A 22114-nucleotide genomic window follows, 5' to 3' on the forward strand; every position below is an offset into this window, starting at 1 on the left:
AAGCGATCTCGCTCCGCAAGAGACATGTGCTGAGGGGCATCGAATACTGCTGTGGACGGCGTTGGCCACAGACTCACCGGACGAGCTGTCGCAAGATTAGAAGTAAAGACTTAGCAAAGCCTGAGAAAACTTGCGCCACAATCTGAAACGGGCGCGAACCCTTCGCAGGATTCGCGCCCGTGACCGGAATATCACGCAGGTTGTGCTGCTACAGGCCGTCCGACGTCGTCGATCTCGGCGATGCCGTCGACGGTGACCTCCACCACTCTGGCGGTGGAGATGTCGAAGAACAGACCCGAGAGCACCACTCCGCGCTCGATGACCCCGCGGCGCACCACCGGATGCGCGTAGAGCGTCTCCAACTGCACGGCCACGTTCACCATGCCCAACTGATCCACCGGCCGGTAGCCGGCAGCGGCCGCCGCCAGCGCCACCGGATGCCCGAGCCGGTACCGCAGCAGACTCGGCTGCGCGTGCGCCAGCCAATGATCCAGATTCGACCCGGTCACCGCCTCGGAGTGCAGCGCCTCCATCGCACCGCAGCCCGAATGCCCGCACACCACGACCGAGCGCACGTCGAGTTTGTCCAGGGCATAGATGAGCGCGGCCTCCATCGAGGAATCCTGCCCGTCCGTCGGAATCAGATTGCCGACATTGCGCACCGTGAACAGATCACCGGGACCGCTGTTGGTGATGACGTTCGGCACGATGCGCGAATCGGCGCAGGTGACGAACAGCGAATCCGGCTCCTGGCTGTCGCGCAGCACCCCCAGATGCGGTCGCACCACATGCGCGTGACTGCGGTGGTAGGCGGCCACTCCCGCCACGATCGGATCCACATCGGCGCCGGTGCGCCGCCACGGTCCCAGCACCTCGTTGAGCATGTGCCGCGAATGTCCGCGCGCGGGCGGCCCGTCGCCGGTGCCGGCCATGCGCACCGTGCCCATCTCGACGAAGTCGACCGTGCCGCCGGCGAGCCGATGCTCGTTCACCCACTCCTGGATCGCGTCGTGCGCGGCGTGATCGAGGAAGTCGACGGTCATCTCGACCGTCACCGCCGCACCCGCGGGCACCTTGGCCAGTTCTGCCGACAGCTTCGGCAGCGCCAGGAAGGTGAACGTGCCGTCCACACTCACCCGCCACCGCCCGGGCTCGATCGCCTCCGACACGACCGAGACCTTCACCACCCGCCACAGCAGCAGCGCGAACGCGAGCGCGAGTCCGACGAGCATGCCCAGCAACAGGTTCCAGAACACCACCACGATGATGGTCGCGGCGTACACCACCAGGTCACCGGTGCGCCGGGCCCGCCGCACGTGCGCGAGCTTGATGAGCTGGATGCCGACCACGATGAGCAGCCCCGCGAGCGCCGCCTTGGGAATCTGGCGCACCACCCCGACCAGCGCCACCGAGAACAGCAGGATCCACAGCCCGTGCATCATGGTCGAGGCCTTGGTCTGCGCGCCCGCCTTCACATTGGTGATGCTGCGGACGATCACCGCCGCGATCGGCAGGCCGCCGATCATTCCGGACACCATATTGGCCGTGCCCTGCCCGATCAGTTCGCGATCCAGGTCGCTCTTGCGACCCGAGCTCTGACCCGGTCGCATCCGGTCGACCGCGACCGCCGAGAGCAGGGTTTCCACGCTCGCGATCAGGGCGATGGTCATCGCAGTCAGGGCGACGGTGGCCCAGCCGCCGTGCGGCACCTGCGGCAGGCGGATCTCGTCCAGCAGCGAGCCGTCCAACACGATGTGCTCCACCCGGGTGGGCAGCACCATTGCCAGCAGAGTCGCCACGAGGACCGCGACCAGCGGCGCGGGCACTCGCTTGATCGCCGCGGGCACATGCCGCCAGCCGATCAGGATGGCGATCACCACGACGCCCAGAGTCAGGTCCCCCACGTGGGCGACGCGCAACTGATGCGGCAGTCCGGCGATGCTCTCCCAGGAACTGCTGAGCGAGTCGCCGCCCAGCAGCACGTGGATCTGCTGCAGGCCGATCACCACGCCGATGCCCGCGAGCATCGCGTGCACCACGACCGGCGCGATCGCGAGGGCGCCGCGCGCGATCTTGCTGAGCCCGAACAGGATTTGCAGCATCCCGGCCAGCACGGTGATGAAACAGGTGGCCGCCCAGCCGAATTGGTTGATCGATTCGGCGACGATCACGGTCAGGCTGGCGGTCGGGCCGCTGACCTGCAAGCTGGAGCCGCCCAGCGCCCCGGCGACCACGCCGCCCACGATCACGGCGATGAGTCCGGCGGCGACCGGTGCGCCCACGGCGACGGCGATGCCGATGGACAGCGGCAGGGAAACCAGGAACACCACCACGGAGGCGGGTAGATCGCGTCGGATCAGGTCCGCACTGTGCCATTTCCCGGTTCCGGGAAGCGACGTCCGTGGAAGCTGTTCGGTGACGGTGGACATATTTCTCCTTCGCCGGCACGGCGGGGCCGTCCGGTTCATCGGTCAACATGTACTGGCATCGAGAGCGAGCGGCGGGCGTGGCTGTGACAGCACGACGCTATGAAGATCAAGATCTCGGGGAACGCGGTAATCGTAAAGACGATGCAAAGGATCCGGAAAGGGTTTGCGGCGATTGAGACGAACCCTTATCGAACTGTGATCTAGGCCACTCGACTAGAACGATACCCAGGCAGAACAGCGGGCCGGGTGGTCGACCACCCGGCCCGCTCGTCCGTATTCGTCAGTGTTCATCCGTCGCTGAAGTGTTCGTCGTGGAATCAGTCCGCGGCGGGGTCCGCCGCCGCTTCCGAGCCCGTTCCGGATTCCGGTCCCAGCACGACCGCTTCCCACCAGTCGTGCAGCGGGCTGGGGTCCGGCCAGACCGCGACGACGTCACCGGAGTCGTGCCGCGGTCCACCCGTCCGATTGGCCATCACGTCACCGCACCGTCCGACGACGACCACGGCCGGAGCGGAGGGCGTCCTTGAGCTTCTCCCCCGCGCCTCTGACATCGGACGCCAACTGCCGGCGACGGCCTTCGCCGGCCATCCGCCGGTCTCCGATCGCCTCGCCGAACGCTTGACGCGCGCGGCCGCTCAGTTTGTCGATTTTGTTCCTGACCTTGCTGCTACCACTCATGGGCAAACCTCTTGTCGGATCAGCCGACTCCGGGAGCCGAAGACGGCTTCATCAGGGCAATAACCCTTTTCGGTGTTTTCAAACCGGTCGGCCGCTCATCGAAAAACGACCACCACCCCTGCACCCTACCGAGTATTCGGTTCGAAATACTCAGCCCCGCAAAATAATTCGAGTTCGACGACATGCGCGCGACGCGCCGTTACAGCAGTTTCACGAGTGACGGATGGGGTTACCCGTCCACGGCACAAGGAACCAGCACGCTGTAAGGAGTGTCGTTCGATGACGCACTACTACGGAATTTCGGAATCCGCGCACACCACCACCCCGCCGACCGTGCTCGACGGGGTCACCTGGCCGGGTTTGTCCCTGCTCCTGCTGGGCGTTCTCACCCTCGCCTGGACCCTCACCGGAACGGACTCCGATGACTGGACAATCGCCGGGGCGTCCGCGACGGCCGTCGCGCTGATCTCCGGTTTCGTCTGGATCACCATCGAGCACAACCGATTTCATACGGAGGAACAATCCGGGTCGTAATCGAACGGTCCGCGACGGCGATGGTCACACTCGACGATTGCCGGAACATTACCCAATTCGCTTCGCAAATCTCCGATTCCGATAAATCGCTCAGGCTACCAGTGCCGGCTTCAACCTCACTCCGAATTCCAGTGGTTCGCTCAGTGGGACGGATTCGCCCGTTCGACTTGCGAAGAGTTCAGGTTGTCTTTACCCTCCTGGCACAGTAAAGAAATAGGAAAGAATTGAACTGAGAGACGGGGATGCCATTCGGGCATCGTGTGGAAACCACCTGGCCGCTCGTGTGCTGTAAAGGGTGATCAATGGTGGATCCGACCATGAAGTTCATCGGGGCCGCCGAGTTGCAGCCACCGTCCTTCGGTCTGCTGCTGCGCAAGCTGCGCGAGGACCGGCGGGTTTCGCGAGAGCGGCTGGCGTTCAATGCCGGAGTGAGCGCCAGCTACGTGACCCATCTGGAGAAGGGCGACCGCGGTCACCCCACGCGCGAGGTCGTCGACGCCCTGGTGCGCTACCTGAGCCGGGTCACCCCGGTCTCTCCCGCCGAACAGCGGCATCTGCTGGACCTGGCCGGACTGAGCTCGGAGGAGTTCCCGACCGTCGAGCAATTGCGCGGCGCGCTCACACCCGACATGCTGCGCGCGCTCGCCATCCACGAACCGCGCATGGCCGCCTACATCGACACCCGATGGAATGTGCTGGCGTGCAATGACAGCTATGCCCGGGCGTTCCCGGGCTTGCGCGAGGATGTGAATATCCTGCGCTGGTTCTTGAACAATGAACTCTCCAGACGCGTCATCGTCGAGTGGGAGCACGAACTGCGGCTCACCGTCGAATGGCTGCGCAGTCTCATCGCATCCAGTGGCGCCACCGAGTGGTCGACCGAACTGCTGGAGGATCTGGGACGGCATCGGTTGTTCCGCGAGATCTGGGACGAGGGCGCGGTGGCCTACGGGCGCGATCGCGCGATCATGCACCTGCGCGACCCGGACACCGGGGCGCCGTGCCCGATCATGGTCCAGCTCTTCCGGGTTCAGAACACCGCCTATCCGGATCAGATCCAGGTCTTCATCGGCCTGCCGACCCAGCCGGTTTCGCTGCCGCCGAATTGATCTCCGCAGGTCGGCGGGTATGGCCGACAGCATCACTCCGACCTGCCATAAGCTGCACGAATGGTCGACGGTGAGGCGACACCCCAGGCATTGGGCACAGCCCCGTGGGGGTCACGGCTGCTCGGGCCCGCCGATGAGGGCGCGATATCGCGCCGGGTCCGGATCCAGCTGCTGCTGACGGTGCCGATGCTGGCCTCGAACATCACCGGCATCATCGTCGCGATCGTGCTGATCGGCTTCGTGCTGCCCGGACCGCCGTTGTTCCTGGGCAGCCTCGCACTGCTGAATTTCGTCGCCGGGCCGATCTGCGTGGCGGTCGCGCTGGGTGCCGGCTTCGGCTGGGGAACCGTATGGGGTGTACGGACCCTGCGCTGGGCCATCGATTCCGATCGCATCCCGACCGAAGCCGAACAACGCGCAGCCACCGCGGTGCCCCGGCGGCTGACCTGGCAGCAGGCCGTGCTGTGGTTCGGCGCGATGGCCGTACTGACCCCGCTCTACGGGCTCATGGATCCCGGATATGTGCCCAAGTTCGTGCTCGGCATCGGGTTCAGCGCGATCGTGGTGTGCGCCAACAGCTATCTGATCGCGGAGTTCGCGTTGCGTGCGGTCACCGCCCGCGTGCTGGACGCCGCGCCGACGCGGCGGTTGCGCGGACTCGGCGTACTGGGCCGGTCGGTCCTGGTGTGGATGGTCGGGTCCGGCACCCCGGTGACGCTGCTCATGGTGGTGGCGGTGCTGGCGCTGTCCGGGGACGAGGTCAGCACCGAACGGCTCGCGGTCTGCGTGCTCTCGCTCGGCGGCGCGACGCTGATCTTCGGCGGCGGTCTGATGGTGCAGACCCTGGCCGCGACGGTCGCGCCGATCCGCAGCGTGCGCCGGGCACTGCGACGCGTCGAGGACGGCGACCTGAATGTCGCGGTCACGGTGTACGACGGCACCGAATTGGGCGAGTTGCAAAGCGGTTTCAACCGGATGGCGCACGGACTGCGCGAACGCGAACGGATCCGGGACCTGTTCGGCCGCCATGTCGGGGACGACGTCGCCGAGGCCGCGCTCACCCGCACTCAGTCACTGGGCGGTCAGGAGTGCGACGCGGCGGCGATCTTCGTCGACATCATCGGTTCCACCACCATGACCGCGACCCGACCCGCCGACGAGATCGTCGCGATCCTGAACGGTTTCTTCGGCATCGTCGTGGACGAGGTCGAGCGATACGGAGGGCTGCTCAACAAGTTCGAGGGCGATGCGGCCCTCGCGGTATTCGGCACGCCCGGCAGTTGCCGGACGCCGCGGGTGCGGCGCTCGCGGCCACGCGGGCCATTCGACGCCGGTTGTCCACCGAGGCAACCGAATTCGACGCCGGAATCGGCATCGCGGCGGGTCGAGTGGTGGCCGGCAATGTCGGCGCGCATCAGCGCTACGAATTCACCGTCATCGGTGACGCGGTGAACGAGGCGGCGCGCCTGTGCGAGCTGGCCAAGTACGACGACGCTCGCGTGCTGGCGTCCGGCAGCGCGGTCGACGCGGCCGATCTCACCGAGCAGAAGCATTGGGAGCTGGGCGAATCGGTGACGCTGCGGGGGCGGATCGCACCCACCCAGCTGGCTCGTCCGCGCAACTGAGCGATCAGTTCGGGGAGGTGGTGCGGCCGTCGGAGATGCGCCGGACCTCGTAGCCGAGCAGGCGTTCGGCCGACTCCATGCCACCCTGGAGGTCGCCGACGGCGTTCATCTTGGACAGGTCCAAACCGATGGTGACCAGCGTGAGCGCGATCTCCGAGGACAGACCGGTGATGATGACGTTCGCACCCATCAGACCCGAGGCATCCACCGTCTGCACCAGGTGATTGGCGACGGTGGAGTCGATCGCGGGCACACCGGTGATATCGATGACCACGACCTTGGCGCGATTGGCGCGGATCGCGCGCAGCAACTGCTCGGTGAGCTGGCGTGCGCGCTGAGAGTCCAGCACACCGATGATCGGCAGAATCAGCAGCTGCTCACGCACCTGCAACACCGGCGTGGAGAGCTCGCGAATCGCCTCCTGCTGCTGGCGGATCACGCGTTCACGTTCCTCCACGAAGGAGACGCCCACGGTGTTGGCGATCCGGTTCGCGGCCGGTTCGTACGCGTCGAGCACCCTTTTGAGCAGGTCGAAGTCGGATTGGTACTTCTCGAAGAGACTGCGGGCGAGGACATCTCGCAGCAGCAGCACGATGCCGAGGACCTCGTCGGTCTCCACGCCTCGGGGAATGATGCGCTCGGACAGATTCCGGCCGTAGTTCTGCAATGCCTCGACCGATCCGGTCTCGAGCACCGCGACGTAATTGTCGTAGAGCGAGGTGGCCTCGGAGAAGATCTCGTCCGGCGACATGGCCGTGAGCAGTTCGGCGTCGGTGATCCGCCGCGCCCACTCCTCGCGCAGCATGGTCCGATTCCGCCGTAGGTGTGCGACGAGTTCCGTCAGCAAGCCGTCCCGGGTCGTCGCGCCCGAGATCACCTCGTGTTGCCACACTCTTTCCGACAGATCCGACATGCTTTGTCTCCCCGCGGGTTCGATACCGGGATTGCGGACTCGGTGCGACCGCCGGATGGCGGTCGCGACACCGACGCACACCGTCGTGCGGAATCGGCCCCGGGTGCGCGGCAGCGCTTCCAGCCTACGTCCGCACTCCCAGCCCGCGAGCAAGTCGCCCGCTATCGGGACCGCAAAGATGCTAAGCGGCAACCCACCCCGAACTGAAGCGATTCCGAGAAATCTGACCGAATTGACCGATTACCTCACCCTGGAAGCCAATTCGACCCGACTCACACCCTCGCCCCGGCCCGACGGCTGATCCTGCCCTGCCCACCTCCGCCCGGATCCAGCGGCCCGCCCCGAGAACGTCGCACAGTTCATTCGCCGCCGTGGACAGCCTGATGGACTCGATCCCGCGCCGCCTCCCCGCCGGATGCGCCCGCGCGACCCGGCACGATCAGCGCCGCGACCACCGAGCCGACGGCCAGCAGCGCCGCGCCCAGGCAGAGCGCGGTGGTATAGCCGTGGGCCAGCGAGGCCGGATCGGTGGCGCCGCCGATCGTGCGGGTCGCCACAGTGACCAGTACGGCCAGGCCGAGGCAGCCGCCCAATTGCCGGGCGCTGTTGAGGATTCCGGAGGCCAGGCCGGAGCGGTCGGGTTCGATCCCGGTCACCGCGGCCATGCCCATGGCCACCATGGCGGCGCCGATGCCGAGACTGCCCACCAGTGACGGACCGAGCAAGCCGCCCAGGTAGGTGGTGGAGGTGTCGGCCTGTCCGAACCAGAGCAGTCCGGCCGCGCCGACCAGACCGCCCACCAGCAACACCGGCCGGGTACCGGTCCGGAGTATGACCGCCATCGCGACGCGCAGCCCGACCACCACGCCCACGCAGAAGGGCAGGAAGGCCACTCCGGTGCGCGTCGGGCTGTAATCCAGTACTCGCTGCAGGAATTGGGCGACGAAGTAGAAGCTCGCGAGTTGTCCGCTGACCAGCAAGAATCCGAAAACCGTTGCACCGATGAGGGATCGGCGGCGCAGCAGGTCCAGCGGCACCAGTGGTTCGGACACCCGGGTCTCGACCACGGCGAACAGCGCCAGCGCCACGAGTCCGGCGGCGAACCAGGCCAGCACGGGCGGCGATCCCCAGGCGTCGCGGTCGGTCGCGATGACGCCGAGCACCAGCGCGCTCACCCCGAAGGTCACCAGGATCGCACCGATGGCATCCACGCGCCCGGGCCGCGTCACCACATTGCTCACCCCGCGCAGCACCGCGATCACCGCACCCGCGACGAACACCAGGTTCACCCACATCACCCAGCGCCAGCCGAGGTGATCGGTGAGCAGGCCACTGAGCACGACACCCACCGCGCCACCGGCCGCACCCGCGCCGCCCCACACCGCCATGGCGCGGGCGCGCTGGGTCCCCTCGGGGAATTCGGAGGTGGCCAGGGCCAGGGACATGGGCGCGAGCACCGCGGCCGCGATCCCCTGCCCGGCCCGGCCGATCAGCAGTTCCCAGCCCTGCTGCGCGGCGCCGCCCCAGGCGCTGAACAGCGCGAAGACCGCCAATCCGCCCAGCAGCAGCGTGCGGCGTCCGGTCAGATCGGCGAGCCGTCCGCCCAGCAGCATGAGTCCTGCGAACGGGAGCATGAAGGCGTTGATCACCCAGCTCAGACCGCTGGGCCCGAAGCCGAAGGCCGAATCGATCTCCGGCAGCGCCACATTGACGATCGACAGGTCGAGAGAAACGAGGAACATCACCAGGAACACGACGGCGAGCGTCGCTTTCCGATTGGTTCCGGGTTGAGTCGCCATGGCGGCCTCCTTAATAAAATAACGCGTATTTTAATAAGAGTTAGCACACCCTTACCAAGCTGTCGAGAGGGTCGATCCGCAGAATGGAGCCCATGCCAGCCGACCCCACCCGCCGGCGCGGCCGCCCGGTCCGACTGAACCGCGACACCGTGGTCGAGACCGCCATGCACCTGATCAGCACATCCGGTCAGGCCGACTTCAGCATGCGCGGGCTCGCCGACGAACTGGGCGTGAGCACCGCCGCCCTCTACCACCACTTCCCCACCAAGGCGGCGCTTTTCATCGCGGTGCTCAGCGCCCGCGCCGGACAGCTCGAGCGGCCCGACCTCCCCGCCGACCCTCGCGATCGGCTGGTCGCGATCATCGACTACCTCATCGACACGCTGCACCGAATACCCTGGGTCATCGAGCTTCTCGTGGCGGGCGAATCATTCGGCCGCGCGGCCATGTGGATCCTCGACGAATTCGTTTCCACGGCAAACGAATTGGGGATGTCCGACGAGTACGCGGGCTACATGTACAACGTCACGTGGCGATTCGTCCTGGGCGAGTTGATGATGCGGCGGGCGGAGGACGAGCGCGCGAGCGCCGCGGCCGCGGGCGCTGCCCGCCCGCGCTGGACCGACCAGGCGACCGAGCACCTGACCGAGTTCCCCGCTGTCCTGCGCATGCTGCCGCGCTGGGCCGATGTCCGCGCCGACTACCGCACCTCGACGGCCCTCGAGAATCTGATCGACGGATTGCTCGCGGGCGCACCGAAACCCGCCTGAGCACCGCACCACCGCGATATCCGGCCGCCCCGGACGCGGTGCGCGCCGCGCGCGCTCAGAGCGGATCGGGCTCGTGCGGTCCGTAGACGAGCGGTTCGAAAGCCGTTGTCCCCGAGTCCTGCGGTGGGGTGGGGTGGCGTCGAACCCATAGACCCCCCAGCAGCACCAGCACAGTGACGATCACGATATGCGCCGCCAGGAGCACCAGGAACGGCAGCACGAATCCCTCGTCCGTGACCGCGCCCCGATCGGACACGCAGTAGAGCGTGTAGTTGGTCGAGGTCCCCTCCGAATCGTGGAAGGTGTCCGACACCACCATCGGTTCGGTGTACGGCGGCGAACAGAAAAGGGGCGCGGTGAGTTTCGCCTCGCCCGGCCAGATCGCCACGGGGACGACGATGCTGAACAGGCCGACGCTCACACCGGCGGATGCGGCGGTGAGCAGAAGTTTCGTCATGGCTCAGGCCTGCTGTATCCGCAGGAACGCACCGGTGCGATCGAATTCGGCGATCATCTCGGTACGGGGCGAGGACACGTTGGCGACCATCCGGATCTCGCGTCCGAACCGGCTCACCACGATCACCGTGACCTGACCGTCGGGCAGTTCGCTGCGCGCGAGCGCGGTGTCCACGATCTCCGTCAGACGCGAGAGGCCCGTCACCTCACCGGTGGTGAATCCTTCACCGTCGAGATCGTCGAACGCCGACACTCGCACGGGCTCGGCCGTGCCGAGCGCACCGAGGGTGAAGCAATAGTCATCGAGCCGGCGCGCGCCGGGTTCACCGCGTACTCGCAGCCGCACCGCCGCCTGCCGGGCGGTCGTATCCGGATGCGCGGCGAAGAACCGCGTCACCTGGTCGGGTTGATCGGACAGCACCAGCCGGAAGCCCGTCGAGTTCGGCGCGGTGAGCAGAATGACGTTCGCCTGCACCTCACCGGTCCCCAGCCGCTCGCGCAGGGCCGCGAGAGCCGAGTCCGCCAGCGCGCCATCCAATCCCCCGCCGCGCCCCCGCAACTCGTGCTCGAAATCGGCCCGGTCCACCGCCCCGATACATCCACTCGTCATCACGACGAGCAGGCCCAGCGCGGCGGCTCGCAACCACCCGTGACGACGCATACCCGAATGCTAAACGCTTACCGGTCGAATGCCGCGTCAGTCGCGTTCGGGACCGAGGGAGATGCCGCGGCTGGCGAGCCACGGCAGGGGGTCGACCTTGTCGGAGCCGTTGAGCCACACTTCGAAATGGCAGTGCGGCCCGGTGGAGAAGCCGCGATTGCCGACGGTGGCGATCTGATCACCGGCCATGACCCGCTGGCCCACCGAGACGGTGGCGGTGTCGACATGACCGTAGACGGTGATGGTGCCGTCGTCGTGTTGCAGACGCACCCACATGCCGAATCCGGAGGCGGGGCCCGCGCTGATCACCTTGCCGTCTTCGACGGCGTAGATGGGTGTTCCGATCGGCGCGGCCACATCCACGCCCAGATGTTCCACTCCCCACCGGGCTCCGAAACCGGAGGTGAAGGTGCCCGAGGCGAATTTCATGAACAGTGGCCGCAGTCCGGAGGTCGCCCGCTGAGCGTCGTCCTCGGCGAAGTGTTCGCCGTTGGCCAGGATGTCCTGGTAGTTGGCCAGGTCCTCCACCGGAGCGGCCTCGAGGATCTCGGGGAAATGCGCGTCGGTCCCGCCCGGGTGCGTATCGGTTCCGCCGGCGTGATCATCGGTGGAGGTGAGACTGGCGGCCGAGAGCGCGACGGCTTCCTGTGCGGCGGTGTCGGTCACGTCCTTGCCGTGTGCGGACAGGTCCTGCATTCCGGCCTGCATCGCCGAGACCGCGGCACCCATGGCGACCGCCGCGACGACGATTCGCCCGCGCAGTGCGGGAAGGGTGGAGGGCCGCCGATGCGCGCCGTCGCGCCCGCGCGGCACCCTGCGCGGAACCGCGTACTCCTGCCGGTCGTGGTTCTGCCGGCCATACTCCCGCAGACCGTCGTCCTGTCGGCCGTACTCCCGCGGGCGGTAATCCTGCAGGCCGTAATCCTGCCGACCATAGTCCCGCTGGTCGTGATCTCGCAGGCCGTAATCCTGCCGACCATAGTCCCGCTGGTCGTGATCTCGCAGGCCGTAATCCTGCCGACCATAGCCCTGCTGGTCGTATTCTTGCTGGTCGTATTCTCGCTGGTCGTATTCCTGGAATCCATCGCCCTGCAACAGACCTGCACCCTCCTACGCGCCGTCGGCAGGGCATCAACCTGCCACGGGTGCGAGACCATACCACCCGAAGCTGTGAGTCCAGCCGACCAGCGAATACGCGCTATCCGGACCTTCGGCACCAACCGGTCCGAATCCGGCGGCGAGGGTGCGTCCACCGAAACCGTTGCCGATCAACCGGATCGGCAACGGCGCCCAGAACCCCACGGCCCTCAGCCCAGGCGCCGCACCGCCGAGACCGCCTTGCGCGCGGCGACCAGCACCGGATCCCACACGGGCGAGAAGGGCGGAGCGTAGCCGAGATCGAGGGCGGTCATCTGCTCCACCGTCATGCGCGCGGTCAGGGCGACGGCCGCGATATCGATGCGCTTGCCCGCTCCCTCGCGCCCGACGATCTGCACGCCCAGCAGTCGCCCGGTCCGGCGTTCAGCGATCATCTTCACCGTCATGAGCGCCGCACCCGGGAAATAGCCCGAGCGACTGGTGGATTCGATGATCACCGTCACGAACTGCAGGCCGACGGCGGCGGCGTCCTTCTCCCGCAGTCCGGTGCGGGCGACCTCGAGATCACAGACCTTGCTCACCGCCGTGCCCACCACCCCGGGGAACGTGGCGTACTCCCCGCCGATGCCGGAACCGATGATCTGCCCGTGCTTGTTGGCGTGCGTACCGAGCGGGATGTGCCGCTGCACACCCGAGACCAGGTCCAGCACCTCCACGCAATCGCCTCCGGCCCAGATGTTCTCGTGCCCGTGCACCCGCATGGCCAGATCGGTGAGCAGGCCCCCGCTCGCGCCCAGCGGCAGTCCGGCCGCGCGGGCCAGATCGGTGGCGGGCCGCACGCCGATGCCGAGCACCACCACGTCGGCCGCGAATTCGGCGTCGGCGGTGGCGACGGCGCGGACGCGGCCCGCCTCGTCGGTGTGGATGGCGGTCACCTCGGCATCGCACACGACCCGGATTCCCATGTCCTCCATGGCCTTCTGGATCAGCACGCCCATATCGGGATCGAGCGTGGCCATGGGCTCGGCGCTGCGATTGATCAGGGTGACCTCGTATCCGCGGTGAATGAACGCCTCGGCCATCTCCACCCCGATATAGCCCGCGCCGACCACGACCGCCCGGCGGCCCGGGCTCGATTCGAGGGTGTCGATCAGCGCCTGTCCGTCGTCCAGGGTCTGCACCCCGTGCACGCCGGGGGCGTCGATTCCGGCCAGTGGCGGGCGGATCGGGGTGGCGCCGGTGGCGATCACGAGTTTGTCGTATCCGGTCCAGGTTTCGGCCCCGGACTCGAGATCCCGGCTGCGCACCCGCCGTCCCTCGATGTCGAGCTCGAGCACCTCTGTGCGCATTCGCAGATCGATATCGCGGGCGCGGTGCTCATCGGGGGTGCGCGCGATCAGCGAGTCGCGGTCCTGGACCTCGCCGCCGACCCAGTACGGGATCCCGCACGCGGAGTACGAGGCGAAGTGTCCCCGTTCGAACACCACGATCTCGAGCTCCTCGGGTGTGCGGAGCCTGCGCGCCTGCGACGCCGCCGACATTCCGGTCGCGTCCCCACCGATGACCACCAAGCGTTCGCTCATGCCCGCTACGTTACGAGACGCCGGACTCCAGGCGAGTGTGCACGGCCCGTGATCGCCGGGCGAGCAGGAACGCGAGGGCCGCGACCACCGCACCGCCGAGCCCGATCGTCGCGCCCAGCGTGTTCATCGCGTTGAGCCCATCGGTCGAGGCCGTCGCCGCGATTTTGACCAGTACCGGTGCCGCCGAGGCGAATTCGTGTGGCATGGAGTCCACCACCGCCGTTCCCGCGCCCGAGCCGACCGCCTCCACGAGATCGGCGTGCACGCCGGCGGGCACGCTTGCGGCGGGCAACGCGGCGAGTTGATCACCGGCGCCTGCCCTCGCGGCGTGGCTGAACATCGCCCCGAGCCCGGCCACGCCCACGGCCATGCCGACCTGGCGCAGCGTGCCGAAGGTGGCACTGGACATTCCGGCGTCCTGATCCGAGGCGAAGGTCAGCGCGGCGGCCTGCCCGACGCCGCTGATGGCGCCGACCCCCAGTCCGGCGATGATCATGCCCGGCACGAAATAGGTCCAGGATTCATCCGGATCGAAATCGTTCATCAACCACATGCCCAACCCGACGAGCCCGAGCAGCAGCGGCAGCGAGACCGAGAACGGCACCCGGTTGAACACCACCATCGCCAACGGCGCGGCCACCAGCGCCGCGACGCTGACCGGCAGCAGTCGCAGGCCCATCTGCAACGGCGTGTATCCGAGCGTATTGACCAGGTACAGCGCCAGATAGTTGGCCGCGGCCATCATGGTCGCCATATGAGCGACCGACACCACCGCGGTCCCGGTGAATCCGGGCGTGCGCACCATCGACATGTCCAGCAGCGGATGCGCGCTGCGCGACTGCCACACCAGGAAGCAGGCCAGCAGCACCAGCGCCGCGCAGGCGAGCCCGAGCACCGTCGCGGAGGTCCAGCCCATCGCGTTGCCACGGGTCAGCGCGAACACGCCGCTTACCAATCCGGCTGTGAGCAGCACCGATCCGAGCCAGTCGGTCCGGCGGCCCGATGCCCGTGTCGTCTCGGGCATGAGGGCGAGCGCGGCGATCACGATCACGACCCCGATCGGCACATTCACATAGAAGATGGAACGCCACCCGAAGCTGGTCACCAGCGCCCCGCCGAGCACCGGCCCGGCGACCGTCGCGCCCGCCATCACCGCCCCGTACACCCCGATCGCGCGGGCCCGGGCGGCGCGCTGCGGGAACGCCGCGGCCAGCAGCGGCAGCGCCGTGGCGAACAGCATGGCGGCCCCCACGCCCTGCACCGCCCGCAGGATATCGAGTTGCAGGATCGTTCCCGACAGTCCCAGCGCCAGCGAGGCGAGTGTGAACACCGCCATGCCGGTCACGAAGATCCGCCTGCGCCCGAACCGATCTCCCGCCGAGGCGAAGCTCAGCAGCAGTCCCGCGAGCGGCAACGCGTAGGCATCGACGACCCATTGCAGTTCGTCGATGGAGGCGTCGAAATCATTGCGGATATCGGCGAATGCCGCCGAGACGATGGTCGCGTCGAGCATGAGCATGAAGATGGCCGCGCAGACCAGGAACAGTACCCACCCGGCGCGCGTGCGCCCGGGTCTCGCGTCGGCATCGGGTGATGTGTCCCGTGTGGTGATCGTAGACATCGTCTCTCACTCCCTGGCCTCGTTGCGGCAGCATTCGACTGCACCACAACACTTTTCGATGGATGAACCGCACCGCGAACAGTGCGGTGTCCACGCTATGGCCGGGAGGGCGTGACGGAAACAAGCTATAGAGACAGTTCATATCGTGAAACTGACACACACTCCTTCGCACACGCGAACAGCCCGCAGCGGCTGCGAGAGCTGCTGCGGGCTGGGGGAGCCGTACGCGGGGCTGGATCAGCTCTGCGCGGGCTTGCCCGGGCGGTAGAACCAGTCCTCGAGGCTGAAGTCCTCGCGAATCTTCTTCTGGTCCACCAGGAACTGCTTGGTTCCGGTCAGCAGGCCGACGCCCTGTGCGGAGAACAGATCCTCGGCGATGTACTCCGGCCGCGCGGTGGCCCGGACCACCGCCTCCGGCGCCTTGGACTGGGAGACTTCGTAATTCACGTACTCGTCCCAATGCTGCAGGGCGTACTTGTTGGCCTCGATCAGGATGGTCTGCCAGGCGGGCCCGAAATCCTTGTGGGTGTCCAGGAAGTCCTGGCTGCTGACCGCCGCGCTGGTTCCCGCCACGGCGGGATGGTTGTACCGGACCGAATCGACGAGGTGGAATCCCTTGGCCAGGAATGCCTGCAGTGAGGCCGACGGGTTCACATCCGGCAGCGCGACCGCCGCCACGTCACCACCGTTGAGCGGCGCTTCGGCGTCGGTGGCGAGCAGGTGCACCAGCTCGGCCTTGATGCCCTCCGCCTGCAGCGCGCCCTGCAGATAGCGGTCGATGTACGACCCCGACTGCACCCCGATCTTCTTGCCCGCCAAGTCTTTCAGCGTGCGGACGGCCGGATCCTTGGCCACGACGCCCGCGTTGTAGTTGACCGAGACGATGCCCAGCAGCCGGGTCTTCAGCCCGCTGCCGCGCGCGACCAACGCGGGGGTGTCCCCGTAACCGGCCACGTCGAGCCGCCCGCCGACGAGAGCCTGGTTCAGGTCCGGGCCGTTGGGGAAGCTGTAGACCTCGATATTGTCCACACCCAGCGGCTTCAGCGCGGGCAGCAACGCACCGCGCTGGTGAGCGAAGCCGAGCGTCCCGGTCAGGACGTTGCCGCTGCCGATGGTGCCGATGCGGAGGGTCTTGATCTCGGTCCGGGTGGCCGAGTTGTCACCGCCGGATCCACAGCCGGACAGGACCAGCGCCAGTGCGGCCACGACGGCGGGGACGAGACGTTTCAGGTTGCGCATGAAGATCTTTCGTGAATCTCAGAGTTCCGACAGCCGCGGCGGCGGTGCGCCGTGCGGCAGGCGCGGGCCGACCGCGACGAGGCTGCCCGGGCGACGGCCCTGCCCCCAGCCCAATTCCTTGCGGTAGCGCCCGATGTGGTCCTCGGGAATCGAGGCGGGATCCGCGAGCGGGGTCACGTCGGGTGCCACGTACAGGGCGTCGGTCGGGCAGTAGGCCTCGCACATGAAGCAGGTCTGGCAGTCCGATTGCCGTGCGATGAGCGGGATTCCGCTCTCGGTGCGATCGAAGACATTGGTGGGGCACACATCGACACATTTGTCGCAGCCGATGCAGTCGGCCGCGCGCACGAGTTCGATCATCAGGCCACCGCCGCACTCGCGCCGACGGTCGCCGGCCGACCCGACACGGCCTCGGAGTTCGCGGTCCACACCCGGTCCAGCCCGCCGGACAGGATGTGATGGTGCTGCGCCGGATCCAGTTCGGGATGATCGGCGCGCTTGCTCATTCCGCGAGTCTCGGTGCGGGACAGCGTCGATCGGTACATCAACCTGCCCACGGCGGTGATCGCGGCGGCCTGTCGAGCGCGCACCCGCTCCTCCCCGGTGCCGCCCGAGAGCCCGCGCGAGGCGCGCTCCCACAGCGAATCCAGTTCCGCCAGTGCGGGGGTGATGCGATCACCGTGCCGCATCAGGTTCTTCTCGAACGGGATCAGCTCCTGCTGCGCGGCCGCGACGACCTCGTCCGCACTCACCGATTCCGCGGTGTCCGGATGCAATCCGACCCGGCCGGCGCCGTGCAGCGCGGCGTGATCGGCGCGCTGCGAGGCGCGCGCGAACGCGGCCGCGCCCTGACCCGCCCAGCTGCCCGAGGACATGGCCCAGGCCGAATTGTGGCTGCCGCCACCGGTGAAGCCGCCGCAGATGCGCTCGCGGGTGGCGGCATCGCCCGCCGCGAACAACCCGGGAACCGTGGTGGCGCAGTGGTCGTCGACGATATCGATGCCGCCGGTGCCGCGCACGGTGCCCTCGGCGAGCAGATCCACCTCGAAACGATCGGTGAACGGGTCGATGCCGCGCCGGTCGAACTGCAGGAAGAAGTTCGGCTGCCCCAGCCGCATCTGCGCCTGCACCCCGGCGTCGGCGCGATCCAGCTGTGCGAACACTTTCTCCGACAGCAGAGTTCGCGCGATCACCGAGCGCCCCTTGGTCGAGCCCGCACCCTCGACCACGCGGCCGTCCTCGTGGAAGAAGGTGGCGTAGCCGTAGTAGGCGGTCTTGGTGATGGTCGAGCCCTTGGGCACGATCGCGTACGCATTGGAGAACTCCATACCGGAGAACCGCGCACCCACCTCGGCGGCCATGAGCGCGCCGTCGCCGGTGTCGACATTGGTGCCCAGCGCCCGGGACAGGAACGCGCACCCGCCGCTGGCCAGCACCACCGCGCCGGCCGCGATCCGGTAGTCCCGGTCGGCCTGGCGCTGATAGCCCGCCGCACCGCGCACGACTCCGTCGGAATCGACCAGAAGTTCCAGTGCCGGTGAGTGATCCAGGATGGTGACGCCCACGCGCTTGACCCAGGCGCGCATGCGCCGCATGTACTCCGGGCCCTGCACGCCGGTGCGCAGTTGCTCACCGCTGTGCTCGTCCACCGGGAACGGGTAGCGCCCCTCGACCGCGAGGCGGTTCATATTGGCGTAGGTCTGGTCCAGGACCCGGTCCATCCAATAGTGGTCCGCGAGATGCCCGCCGAGGGTTTCGCGGCTGGCCTTGGCATTGGCGCGGGCGGTCGCCTCGGGGGCGACGTACCAGACGCCGGTGCCCGAAGGCGCTGTAGCGCCGCTGGTTCCGCAGTAACCCTTGTCCACCAGCGTCACCTCGGCGCCGGACTCGCGGGCATGGATGGCTGCCCAGCAGGCGGCCGGTCCGCCGCCGATCACCAGGACATCGGTACTCGAGTGCCAGGTTTCATTCATGGTCGGCTCCTGTCGGTGCTTCGGGATCGACGCCGAGGGCCAGCAGCACCCGGCGGCGGAGAGCGGAGAAGTGGGGGTCGACCACCGAGCGCGGACGCGCCACGGAGATGTCGAAGGATTCGGCGATGTGCCCGTCGCGCAGCACGAGTGCGCGATCGGCCAGCAGCAGCGCCTCCTCCACGTCGTGGGTGACCAGCAGGACCGCCTGGCGGTGCTGGGTCCACAACCGCGCGACCAGGGCCTGGGCCTTGATCCGGGTCAGCGCATCGAGGGCGCCGAAAGGTTCGTCCAGCAGCAGCAGTTCGGGATTGCGGACCAGCGCGCGGGCCAGTGCGACGCGCTGCGCCTCGCCACCGGAGAGAGTGGCGGGCCAGACGTCGGCGCGGGCCGCGAGCCCGACCTCGGTCAGCGCGGCGAGCGCCTGCGCCCTGGTGGCACGGTTCACTCCGAGAACGACGTTGCGCCACACCGACATCCATGGGATCAGCCGGTGCTCCTGGAACACGATGGCCTTGCTCGCGGGGGCCTCGAACACCCCGGTGAAACCACGGTCGAGTCCGCCGAGCCCGCGCAGCAGGGTGCTCTTGCCGGATCCGCTCGCGCCCAGCAGGGCCACGAACTCACCGGGCGCGATGTCCAGATCGACTCCGTCCAGGACCGTGCGACCCGCGAAAACCCTTCGCGCACCGCGGATCCGGACGGCTGTCTGTAGTGCTGTGCTCATCTACGCTCCTTCGAATCCGGTGCGCCAGGACAGGAATCGGCGCTCGAGCGCCCGGACGAACAGATCGGTGAGCAGTCCCAGCACCGCGTAGATCACCAGCACCAGGAAGATCTGATCGGTGCGCAGGAATTCCTTGGCGTCGTTCATCAGGAAGCCCAGACCCACGGTGGTGGTCTGCATCTCGGCCACCACGAGGGTCAGCCAGCCGAGTCCGAGCGCCTGGCGCAGTCCGACCAGGATCTGCGGCAGCGCCCCCGGCAGGATGATCTTCGCCGTGAGCTGGAAACGGTTGAGGCCCAACGATTGCGCGGCTTCCACCAGCCGGGTGTCCACGCCGCGAATGCCCGCCAGCACGTTCAGGTAGATCGGGAAGATCGGCGCGACGATGATGAGCGCGATCTTGAACGGATCCCCGATACCGAACCAGATGATGAACACCGGCACCAGCGCCAGGGTCGGCAGCATGCGCAGCGCCTGCAGCGGTCCGTTCACCAGATCTTCCGCGATCCGGAACAGGCCCGCCGCCGCCCCCAGCACCAGTCCGATCGTGATCCCGATCGAGAGCCCGACCGCCACCCGCCGGGAGGACGCGGCCAGGTGCTGCCACAGCTCCCCCGACGCGATGAGCTCACGCCCGGCCTCGATCACCTCCGTGGGCGCGGGTGTGGTGACACCCAGCCAATCGCGTGCCCCCAGCTGCCACAGCAGCAGGACCAGCACCAGGCCGGACGACTTCCTGGCCAGGCTGACCACTCGTCGTGCCGCCGACCGCCAGGCAGGTGCGGCGGGCAGGTCGGCGGACGACTCGGCCGGGGCTGCCGGTCGCAGGTCGGGGGTGGCTACCGCCACGAATCCAGGCGGGTCCAATTGCACTGTCATCGGACACGTTCCTCACAAGAGAGTAGGTGTCCGGAACGGTAAGGTGCTCAACCCTTTCCATCGAACGGTTGGGATCAGACCGATTCTGAAGGAGCCGATTTTTCCACGATGTGGAAAATCACTTGCCGAATCGACCCCGGGTCAGGTCCGCTTCGAGCGGATCATCCTGCGCCAGAGCGAACGATGCTCCGCCGAGAGCGACAGCTCGAGGTCGGCGCTCGCGGGTTCGTCCTCGTCCGGCTCGGGTGCCGGTGACGGTGCCAGTGCCGGAGCCGGTGACGAATCGGCGGACACCTCCGCATCGAGGGGCATTTCCGAGTCGGGCTCCAACTCCCCGACGGACTCCAGATCCCCGACGAACAGTGTCTCCTCCCCCAATGGCGGAAACGCCTCGGGCCGGGCGCGCACCGATTCGCGCAGGATCGCCGTGTCGGCGGCGGCTCCGAATACGGTGGGCGCGGTGCGCTCCGGCGGAGACTCGCGCACCACCGTGAGCTCCGGTCCGGGTGTGGCCACCGCGGCGGGCCGCGCATCGGTTACCGCGGCAGGCCGCGCATCGGCTACCGCGGCAGGCCGCCCTTCGACTCCTGCGGCAGGCCGCGCATCGGCTACTGCGGCAGGCCGCGAGTCGGCTACCGCAGCAGACCGCGCTTCCCCGGCCGCGGCAGACCGCGCACTCGACATCAGCGGCACCGTCGGCGCCGCCGGTGACACCGTCTCAGCCTGCGCGGCCGGTTGATCTCGCGGTGGCACCCGCTGCGGCATCGGCGTGGTCGGCGGATCCTGTGCGATCGCGCCCACCACCGGCAGTGCGGTGTCGCGCCGCAGGAAGGCCGGGCGCGCATCGGATTCCGGTGGGTCGAAATACCGGTGGAAGGTCGGGGTGAGGCTCGCCGAGAGCGGCGGATTGACCCAGGACCAGTCCGTCGGGCAGGTCCGCCCGGCGGCGTGCTCGCGATCGACGTGGTCCACGAACTGCCGCGCGACCGTGTGGTGATCGACCAGGTGCACGCGGGACTGCCGGTAGCTGTGCAGGATCGCGCGGCTCAGTTCGATCAGCGACTGATCCCGCCACAGCGTGCGGTCGCTGCTGCAGTCCAGGTTCATCCGATCCGCGATGGCCGGGAGCATGTCGTAGCGATCGGTGTCGCCGAGATTGCGGCCGATTTCCGAGGACACGTACCACCCGTTGAACGGCGCGCACGGATAGGTGATCCCGCCGATCTCCAGATCCATGTTCGATACCGCCGGTACCGCATGCCATTTCAGGCCGAGCTCGGCGAACCAGGAGAATTCGGGATGCGATATCGGCACTTCCATGACGAGCTCGGGCGGCACCAGAAAATACCGAATGGTGTCGTCCGGGGTGTGAATCATGAGCGGCAGCACGTCGAACGGTCCGCCGGTCGCGCTCCACCCGAGATCCATCGCCAATTCGGTCAATTCGAGATTCGCCGGATCTCCGACGATTCCGCCACGCGTGCGATAACCGGCATAACGGATGAGCTGCGAATTCAGGATTCGGAAGGCGCGGCCGTCCGCATCGGCGGGCGGCCCGATGGTGATCATCGAGCGCACCGCGCCACCATTGGTCGCGCGCTCGAGATGTTCCCAGCACGCTTGCGCGATTCCCGCGGCGGTGGTCTTGGTCCGCGCATCGAGGACATCCAGGGCGCGCCAGTGTTTGCGGCCGACACACCGATCGTGATTGCGCCACGCTAGCCTCGCACCGATTCCGAGCTCTTCGAGGCTGTGCTGATAGGTCCCCTCGCCGGCCAGTTCGTGCAGTGCCGCCATGCCGCGATCGGGCGGTAGATGTCCCAATTCGGGCTGCGCGAAGAACCTTCCGCACTCGCGCAGCTGGTCGGTGCGAGACCTGGACGGCACCGCGCGACTCATCGGGCAGCGGGGCGTAATATCTTGCAGGAGAACATCATCGGCCGTTTCGATACTCTGCGTACGTGCGGCCGCGGGAGAAATCGTCATGGAGCGTGTGCTTTCGTGGCGTCGATTCAGTTGTAGC

Annotated in this window: 18 protein-coding genes and 2 pseudogenes; 4 read left to right on the top strand and 16 right to left on the bottom strand. The window is 67.7% G+C overall.

Annotation, left to right across the window (positions count from 1 at the left end; genetic code table 11):
- Nucleotides 1-191 precede the first annotated feature (191 nt).
- The 3 genes from NJ1_RS08735 to NJ1_RS37885 form a co-directional block, all read right to left on the bottom strand.
- Nucleotides 192-2429, bottom strand: coding sequence for a SulP family inorganic anion transporter (locus tag NJ1_RS08735; RefSeq protein WP_067690012.1), 2238 nt, complete (start codon nucleotides 2427-2429; stop codon nucleotides 192-194).
- 317 nt (nucleotides 2430-2746) lie between these two features.
- Nucleotides 2747-2902 carry a hypothetical protein gene (locus tag NJ1_RS38860; protein WP_157573843.1) on the bottom strand — a complete coding sequence of 52 codons (156 nt, stop codon included), beginning with the start codon at nucleotides 2900-2902 and terminating at the stop codon, nucleotides 2747-2749.
- Between the two features lie 4 nt (nucleotides 2903-2906).
- On the bottom strand, nucleotides 2907-3107 hold the full coding sequence (locus NJ1_RS37885; RefSeq protein WP_084477895.1) for a CsbD family protein: 201 nt from the start codon (nucleotides 3105-3107) through the stop codon (nucleotides 2907-2909).
- Between the two features lie 279 nt (nucleotides 3108-3386).
- On the opposite strand from NJ1_RS37885, the gene NJ1_RS08740 reads away from it, so the two are divergent.
- The 3 genes and pseudogenes from NJ1_RS08740 to NJ1_RS08750 all read left to right on the top strand — a co-directional run bounded on the left by NJ1_RS08740 (nucleotide 3387) and on the right by NJ1_RS08750 (nucleotide 6375).
- The gene (locus tag NJ1_RS08740; RefSeq protein WP_067690017.1) at nucleotides 3387-3641 is read left to right on the top strand and encodes a hypothetical protein; all 255 of its coding nucleotides are present in this window, start codon (nucleotides 3387-3389) and stop codon (nucleotides 3639-3641) included.
- Between the two features lie 302 nt (nucleotides 3642-3943).
- Nucleotides 3944-4750 carry a helix-turn-helix transcriptional regulator gene (locus NJ1_RS08745; protein ID WP_084477896.1) on the top strand — a complete coding sequence of 269 codons (807 nt, stop codon included), beginning with the start codon at nucleotides 3944-3946 and terminating at the stop codon, nucleotides 4748-4750.
- A 60-nt stretch (nucleotides 4751-4810) separates the two neighbouring features.
- Nucleotides 4811-6375: pseudogene (locus NJ1_RS08750) on the top strand (adenylate/guanylate cyclase domain-containing protein).
- A 4-nt stretch (nucleotides 6376-6379) separates the two neighbouring features.
- Here NJ1_RS08750 and NJ1_RS08755 read toward each other — a convergent pair.
- Complete coding sequence (locus NJ1_RS08755) at nucleotides 6380-7288, bottom strand: STAS domain-containing protein (RefSeq protein WP_067690020.1); 909 nt, start codon at nucleotides 7286-7288, stop codon at nucleotides 6380-6382.
- Between the two features lie 359 nt (nucleotides 7289-7647).
- Nucleotides 7648-9087, bottom strand: coding sequence for an MFS transporter (locus NJ1_RS08760; protein WP_067690023.1), 1440 nt, complete (start codon nucleotides 9085-9087; stop codon nucleotides 7648-7650).
- Nucleotides 9088-9179: 92 nt separating this feature from the next.
- Here NJ1_RS08760 and NJ1_RS08765 point away from each other — a divergent pair, with 92 nt between their 5' ends.
- Nucleotides 9180-9857, top strand: coding sequence for a TetR/AcrR family transcriptional regulator (locus tag NJ1_RS08765; RefSeq protein WP_067690025.1), 678 nt, complete (start codon nucleotides 9180-9182; stop codon nucleotides 9855-9857).
- 55 nt (nucleotides 9858-9912) lie between these two features.
- Here the strand turns inward: NJ1_RS08765 and NJ1_RS08770 are convergent, their stop codons facing one another.
- The 11 genes and pseudogenes from NJ1_RS08770 to NJ1_RS40135 form a co-directional block, all read right to left on the bottom strand.
- A complete protein-coding gene (locus tag NJ1_RS08770; protein WP_067690028.1) occupies nucleotides 9913-10314 on the bottom strand; it encodes a hypothetical protein in 402 nt (133 codons plus the stop codon).
- A gap of 3 nt (nucleotides 10315-10317) precedes the next feature.
- Nucleotides 10318-10974, bottom strand: a complete 657-nt coding sequence (locus NJ1_RS08775; protein WP_067690030.1) for a hypothetical protein — start codon at nucleotides 10972-10974, stop codon at nucleotides 10318-10320.
- A 36-nt stretch (nucleotides 10975-11010) separates the two neighbouring features.
- Entirely contained in the window at nucleotides 11011-12069 is a 1059-nt protein-coding gene (locus tag NJ1_RS08780) for a M23 family metallopeptidase (protein WP_067690033.1), read from the bottom strand.
- A gap of 212 nt (nucleotides 12070-12281) precedes the next feature.
- On the bottom strand, nucleotides 12282-13655 hold the full coding sequence (locus NJ1_RS08785) for an FAD-dependent oxidoreductase (protein ID WP_067690036.1): 1374 nt from the start codon (nucleotides 13653-13655) through the stop codon (nucleotides 12282-12284).
- A gap of 10 nt (nucleotides 13656-13665) precedes the next feature.
- Nucleotides 13666-15276 (bottom strand): MFS transporter, encoded by a 1611-nt coding sequence (locus tag NJ1_RS08790; protein WP_067690039.1) that lies wholly within the window; start codon nucleotides 15274-15276, stop codon nucleotides 13666-13668.
- 237 nt (nucleotides 15277-15513) lie between these two features.
- On the bottom strand, nucleotides 15514-16515 hold the full coding sequence (locus tag NJ1_RS08795; RefSeq protein ID WP_067690041.1) for an ABC transporter substrate-binding protein: 1002 nt from the start codon (nucleotides 16513-16515) through the stop codon (nucleotides 15514-15516).
- 18 nt (nucleotides 16516-16533) lie between these two features.
- Nucleotides 16534-16875, bottom strand: coding sequence for a 4Fe-4S dicluster domain-containing protein (locus NJ1_RS08800; protein WP_067690215.1), 342 nt, complete (start codon nucleotides 16873-16875; stop codon nucleotides 16534-16536).
- Nucleotides 16875-18488 (bottom strand): FAD-dependent oxidoreductase, encoded by a 1614-nt coding sequence (locus NJ1_RS08805; RefSeq protein WP_067690044.1) that lies wholly within the window; start codon nucleotides 18486-18488, stop codon nucleotides 16875-16877. The genes NJ1_RS08800 and NJ1_RS08805 overlap by 1 nt, the downstream gene beginning before the upstream one ends.
- Nucleotides 18481-19212 carry an ABC transporter ATP-binding protein gene (locus NJ1_RS08810; protein WP_067690046.1) on the bottom strand — a complete coding sequence of 244 codons (732 nt, stop codon included), beginning with the start codon at nucleotides 19210-19212 and terminating at the stop codon, nucleotides 18481-18483. Before NJ1_RS08810 ends, NJ1_RS08805 begins: the two co-directional genes overlap by 8 nt.
- Entirely contained in the window at nucleotides 19213-20091 is an 879-nt protein-coding gene (locus tag NJ1_RS08815; RefSeq protein ID WP_067690049.1) for an ABC transporter permease, read from the bottom strand.
- A gap of 810 nt (nucleotides 20092-20901) precedes the next feature.
- A pseudogene (locus tag NJ1_RS40135) lies at nucleotides 20902-21990 on the bottom strand (nitric oxide synthase oxygenase); the annotation flags it as partial.
- Nucleotides 21991-22114 lie beyond the last annotated feature (124 nt).

This window comes from Nocardia jejuensis NBRC 103114 (assembly GCF_001613145.1).
Classification (GTDB): domain Bacteria; phylum Actinomycetota; class Actinomycetes; order Mycobacteriales; family Mycobacteriaceae; genus Nocardia; species Nocardia jejuensis.

Bases quoted from the DNA above. Each gene is read 5' to 3' on its own strand.
- NJ1_RS08735 (WP_067690012.1), bottom strand. From the start codon at position 2,429: ATGTCCACCGTCACCGAACAGCTTCCACGGACGTCGCTTCCCGGAACC.
- NJ1_RS38860 (WP_157573843.1), bottom strand. From the start codon at position 2,902: ATGGCCAATCGGACGGGTGGACCGCGGCACGACTCCGGTGACGTCGTC.
- NJ1_RS37885 (WP_084477895.1), bottom strand. From the start codon at position 3,107: ATGAGTGGTAGCAGCAAGGTCAGGAACAAAATCGACAAACTGAGCGGC.
- NJ1_RS08740 (WP_067690017.1), top strand. From the start codon at position 3,387: ATGACGCACTACTACGGAATTTCGGAATCCGCGCACACCACCACCCCG.
- NJ1_RS08745 (WP_084477896.1), top strand. From the start codon at position 3,944: ATGGTGGATCCGACCATGAAGTTCATCGGGGCCGCCGAGTTGCAGCCA.
- NJ1_RS08755 (WP_067690020.1), bottom strand. From the start codon at position 7,288: ATGTCGGATCTGTCGGAAAGAGTGTGGCAACACGAGGTGATCTCGGGC.
- NJ1_RS08760 (WP_067690023.1), bottom strand. From the start codon at position 9,087: ATGGCGACTCAACCCGGAACCAATCGGAAAGCGACGCTCGCCGTCGTG.
- NJ1_RS08765 (WP_067690025.1), top strand. From the start codon at position 9,180: ATGCCAGCCGACCCCACCCGCCGGCGCGGCCGCCCGGTCCGACTGAAC.
- NJ1_RS08770 (WP_067690028.1), bottom strand. From the start codon at position 10,314: ATGACGAAACTTCTGCTCACCGCCGCATCCGCCGGTGTGAGCGTCGGC.
- NJ1_RS08775 (WP_067690030.1), bottom strand. From the start codon at position 10,974: ATGCGTCGTCACGGGTGGTTGCGAGCCGCCGCGCTGGGCCTGCTCGTC.
- NJ1_RS08785 (WP_067690036.1), bottom strand. From the start codon at position 13,655: ATGAGCGAACGCTTGGTGGTCATCGGTGGGGACGCGACCGGAATGTCG.
- NJ1_RS08790 (WP_067690039.1), bottom strand. From the start codon at position 15,276: ATGTCTACGATCACCACACGGGACACATCACCCGATGCCGACGCGAGA.
- NJ1_RS08795 (WP_067690041.1), bottom strand. From the start codon at position 16,515: ATGCGCAACCTGAAACGTCTCGTCCCCGCCGTCGTGGCCGCACTGGCG.
- NJ1_RS08800 (WP_067690215.1), bottom strand. From the start codon at position 16,875: ATGATCGAACTCGTGCGCGCGGCCGACTGCATCGGCTGCGACAAATGT.
- NJ1_RS08805 (WP_067690044.1), bottom strand. From the start codon at position 18,488: ATGAATGAAACCTGGCACTCGAGTACCGATGTCCTGGTGATCGGCGGC.
- NJ1_RS08810 (WP_067690046.1), bottom strand. From the start codon at position 19,212: ATGAGCACAGCACTACAGACAGCCGTCCGGATCCGCGGTGCGCGAAGG.
- NJ1_RS08815 (WP_067690049.1), bottom strand. From the start codon at position 20,091: ATGACAGTGCAATTGGACCCGCCTGGATTCGTGGCGGTAGCCACCCCC.